The sequence below is a fragment of the Candidatus Culexarchaeum yellowstonense genome (genome assembly GCF_024707025.1).
In the GTDB taxonomy this organism is placed as follows: domain Archaea; phylum Thermoproteota; class Methanomethylicia; order Culexarchaeales; family Culexarchaeaceae; genus Culexarchaeum.
Genome location: NZ_JANGFQ010000164.1, coordinates 1 through 4255 on the forward strand (window position 1 = coordinate 1; position 4255 = coordinate 4255).

Genomic DNA, 4255 nt, shown 5'->3' on the forward strand with positions numbered 1-4255 from the left:
AACATTCCTACAATCTTAATATAAATAGGAGCTTATTGATTAAACTATTAGGATAGATTTACGCGCGCGTTAGAATAATATAAGAATTGGAAAGGTTAACTAATGGAGTATAGAAACTTATCCCCTAGGTGTAAGCGGTTAATTGATAAGTGCATTTCGATTATTGTAGGTAGTTTTTCAAACATTAATTAAACATGTAGGCAGAATAGACCTTTTGCTTGGGCGAAAGCCTTCATTGCCTTATCTCCAGTAATTAGGACGGCGTTAAATGTGAAAGCGCTTTCTTTAATCTTCTCATCTCTCTCCAATTTACTTAGTTCCTCCATTTTGCCAGCTTCCGGTATTTCCTCTAACCTAAATTCTGCCTATAGCTGCAAACTTAGCCAGCCTTTCAAGTCCTTCTTCCCTCCTGTTGTGTCACACTCCTTCCTAACGATTGGATGAAGTAAAATCGTGAAACCCTCGAAAAACTTAGACTTTTCTAAATCCTTTCCTAGAAGCCCTCCTATGATTATATTACTATCTGGCAGAAGAGCGCCGCAATAATACCTTAAAGTAAAATTGAGGTCTTTTATTGGCTTTTTACAATTTATACATCTTCCGATTGTTTGCTCTCCATCAAGTGTAACTGAGGATGCTTTACTTCTTTCACCGTAAAATGGACAAATTATCGATAGGGTTGTAATGGAGAATTGTCCTGCTTCAAACTCCTTTATGAAATCCTCAGATAAGATATCTTCTCTTAAAGGAGGCTCAATCTTTTCAACTTTCCCAGCTTACCATCTATCTCTCTACGCGCGCAGCCTTAGTGAATCGGGCAGCTCTAGTCATTGCTAGCAGTATGGGGACCATCTGCAGCCGAATGAGGTTGCTATAGGACCGAAAAGCGCTATGTACGTATACATAGCTTTCCAGAACACCATAGCTATCGTGGCCAGCAGCAGGATGACTATGATCCTTGAATACATTACTTGCTTAGCCTCCGATATCCCTGCTTGGGATTTACGTGTAGCAAGCAGAAGTACTATATCCCTTATTATTATGCTTGTAACGAAAGTTGTTATCTAAGTCTAGAGCTGAGATATTTGATTTAGAGCATGATTAATGTAAGCTGAATCAGTTAGGCTATAGCCTCCATATTCTAAACTTTCCCTTCGTACAAATCAACTTTGAGTATAGGAGTGCCGTAATGATTCATGGCAAAAAAGAATCCTCAACCTTGCACTCTAAACCTAACCTGCTTAATTGATAATCCTTTCTAATAGTTTTGCTGATGACCTCATAAACCATGAAAAGAGGATGTTAGCAATAAGAATGAGTTTTATTGAAATAGAAATTGCCGATAATTCCAAATTATTCGAAGATTAGCTTAAACCTTCTTTCATAAGTCTTTTCTGAAGAGTTTATTCTAAATCCTGTTTCAAGTGTGCTTGGTCTTGCTTTAGCATTTAAGTTATAGTAGATCAATGTCAGCTCAGTTGGGGTAAGCCTTATTGGAAAACTTCTTCCAGATTTTCGATTCCACCTTCAAACTTTGCTCCTCTTGCTACATGGACTTCATCTAAAAGCTTTGGATGATGTATTATCCTCAGCCTACCTCTCTTCAGGTATTGATAGTAGAATAGGAGAATTAGGTTTATTACTCCAAGGCATAAGCTGAGTAGCGATATTAGAATAGGTAACTCCAAAAAGCTGTCACTACAGCTTTAACTTATTCTTGAGTTTTGGAATGTAGAGAGTGGAGCCTGGAAGCTTAGACTCCTTTTCCTCCAGAAGCTCCCTTCTCAAAATTACCCTTTCCCTGAAAAGCTTAAACCTACGTCTTTCAAAAACAAGATAGACATTTCCATCCTGGTCTTGAAAGCTTCCAATTTGACGATAAAACCTACCAAACAAATCTAGAAGGGAGTCCTCATATTCCTTTAGCATGAAAGCACCTAAATAAATAAGATACAGAAATATTTAAGGTTTCCGGCTTCAGATCTTTAAAAGAATATTTGAACGTACAGAAATCGCAGAAGATGGATCTTGAGAATAGCGTTATTGATTTTCATCCGGATAGTTTATTCCCTATTTACTTTTAAAGCTCTTTTTCGGTGAAGTGTTTCAACCCTCTTTTACTTGAATAGTGCTCCAGTATTTCTTAGCTCTATGTTATTTCAAAAATCATGAGACTTTAATGTTTTCCACAATCTTTCATCACGCTATATTCATTCAGCTTATTGAAGCCCGTCATTTTCTAAAAGTTTTTATCTGGTAATACGCTAATGAAATATAGGTAAGCTTCTTGGAGGAAAGTAGTTGAAGGAGTTATTTTGCTTTCTGAGAAGTGCTCTAATTGCGGAAGAACTGCTAAGGGGATAGAGAGGAAAGACTTGAAGCCGTAAACAGAATTATTAACATAAAACTTCAATCCACATGAGCTTTGACATAATTTATATGAGCTTCCTCGAACTATTGGTAAGTCATGAAGTTTATAGAAACTTAGCGATGGATCTGCATCATTCTAAATAGAAGCGTTCTTTTTGTCTTCTTCTTTGTATTTTACTCCACGCTGAAATGATATCAGACTCCTTGATCTTGCTAACTATAAAAGCCGATTTGCTAAAAATTTCATTTGCTATTTTGAAAGCGTAGGCTACTTTATCTGGGGAAGGTGCAATATCAGTCTTATAATCTGCATCATTCCGTAATTTTCTTAAATTCACGATAAAATCTCCTATGTCAGCATCAATTATTCTGATTGTTTCCGCTACGATGGCGTGAGCATCGTTCGTGCGTTCAATACGTCTTCTAAGTTCTGCATTTTGAAAGGGCAATACTAATATCTTATCCCTGAATGAAAGGAAGACAGCATAATAGGTTCTGCTAATACAGGTTCTATCCGCCGCCTGTTTTAGTTCCTGAGGAATTATATGGAATAGCTGATTTTTGACATGAATCGCTAAGTCATAAAAAGTTTTGGGCTCAAACACCCTATGCGACAAGCCTACTCCACCAAAACTACAACCTCTCGACGTAGTTGTTGTGGTAAGATTTGGGTTGCTATTGAAACTAAACTTTTGAGAAGCATAAATTTATCTATTCCCCTTCTAGATATCTCATTCATCCCGCCTCCAAGCAATATCACTTTGATTTGTAAGTAATTCCAGCCCTCCACTTCATCATCAATCCATCGTGAAATCTCAACCTGAAAATGCTCATACATATATAGTCCAATTCTCCCCATGAACTCATGCACTTCTTCTAGAAATGTTAGGATATCTAGAAAAACTGTTGGCTGAAATAATAGGTTGTTTATTGTTTCAAAGTCGATTTTGTTAACGAGTTTGCTAAGGCGATTAAGCATGTTGTTAATAGTTCCAAGAGCTTCAGTATTTATCCTAAGAGATATACTACTTAAATATCCTGGAGAAGTAAACATATCTTCAGGAATATTAATGATTAAGCGTCTCCCGTCGGTCATTGTTACGGTTCCGCATTCTGATGTATAAGTATTAATCATAACATCCCTCCAGAAGCTCCTTTATAACAGTTAAGATCCGGGGGATTATAGTGAGGAAACCAGCTCCCTCACTTAACTTTTCTGCTCGTTTAATAATGTTAACAAAAATTCGTGAGTTAGGTGAATTAACATCAGGTTCTACCCTTAAATGAAGCCAATTTAATGTTAATGGGGTTTCCGGGAAGCTTAGTGAAAATGAGAAAACACCAACATCAGTGCCAACTAATTTTGATAAATGCTCACTCCCTTTGAATATTACTAGAGATCGTAAGCTTCTCACAGCCTCTTTTACATCGATCGGTTGCGGTGGGAAGTTTATTTCAACATACCTCACCATCTTGTCCAGGTCATAGCCTAAATCACTAAAAAACGAGGGTAGCCTCTTAACAGCCTCAATCACCTCCTCAACAGGACCTGATATATCTAACAAAAACCTGTCTGGGATATATTCTATCCTTGTTGCAGTTAAATATTCAGCTATGGGCACACGTGGAGGGCCTATCATAATCTCCATGGCGGGCGGAGGTTTTGGTAATGGAGGAGGAGAAGGTCTGAAATTGTTTTTCTCACTAAAAATTCTGCGGAGCAGACCCTCCGGTAAATTAAGTAGGAAGAAAGTTGCAATATTGACAACGTATTTTTCAAGGAGTTTTGAATAAGACATTTTCTGCACCACCTGATAATTAAAGCTTCAGCTATTTAAGGATTAAGGGCTGCAGCTCATTGTAAGCTACATACTGTTAGACGTAG

At 37.4% G+C, this 4255-nt stretch carries 6 protein-coding genes; all 6 read right to left on the reverse strand.

The window, feature by feature from the left end:
• Positions 1–188: 188 nt before the first annotated feature.
• Entirely contained in the window at positions 189–326 is a 138-nt protein-coding gene (locus MRT15_RS10225) for a hypothetical protein (protein WP_304329996.1), read from the reverse strand.
• Positions 327–1490: 1164 nt separating this feature from the next.
• Positions 1491–1688 carry a hypothetical protein gene (locus tag MRT15_RS10230; RefSeq protein ID WP_304329997.1) on the reverse strand — a complete coding sequence of 66 codons (198 nt, stop codon included), beginning with the start codon at positions 1686–1688 and terminating at the stop codon, positions 1491–1493.
• A 10-nt stretch (positions 1689–1698) separates the two neighbouring features.
• Entirely contained in the window at positions 1699–1929 is a 231-nt protein-coding gene (locus MRT15_RS10235) for a hypothetical protein (RefSeq protein ID WP_304329998.1), read from the reverse strand.
• 572 nt (positions 1930–2501) lie between these two features.
• Positions 2502–2987 carry a hypothetical protein gene (locus MRT15_RS10240; protein WP_304329999.1) on the reverse strand — a complete coding sequence of 162 codons (486 nt, stop codon included), beginning with the start codon at positions 2985–2987 and terminating at the stop codon, positions 2502–2504.
• Positions 2988–2989: 2 nt separating this feature from the next.
• Entirely contained in the window at positions 2990–3505 is a 516-nt protein-coding gene (locus MRT15_RS10245; protein WP_304330000.1) for a hypothetical protein, read from the reverse strand.
• Positions 3498–4169 (reverse strand): hypothetical protein, encoded by a 672-nt coding sequence (locus MRT15_RS10250; protein ID WP_304330001.1) that lies wholly within the window; start codon positions 4167–4169, stop codon positions 3498–3500. The genes MRT15_RS10245 and MRT15_RS10250 overlap by 8 nt, the downstream gene beginning before the upstream one ends.
• Positions 4170–4255 lie beyond the last annotated feature (86 nt).

Coding starts and splice junctions, on each gene's coding strand:
- MRT15_RS10235 (WP_304329998.1), bottom strand. CDS start 1,929: ATGCTAAAGGAATATGAGGACTCCCTTCTAGATTTGTTTGGTAGGTTT.
- MRT15_RS10250 (WP_304330001.1), bottom strand. CDS start 4,169: ATGTCTTATTCAAAACTCCTTGAAAAATACGTTGTCAATATTGCAACT.
- MRT15_RS10225 (WP_304329996.1), bottom strand. CDS start 326: ATGGAGGAACTAAGTAAATTGGAGAGAGATGAGAAGATTAAAGAAAGC.
- MRT15_RS10245 (WP_304330000.1), bottom strand. CDS start 3,505: ATGATTAATACTTATACATCAGAATGCGGAACCGTAACAATGACCGAC.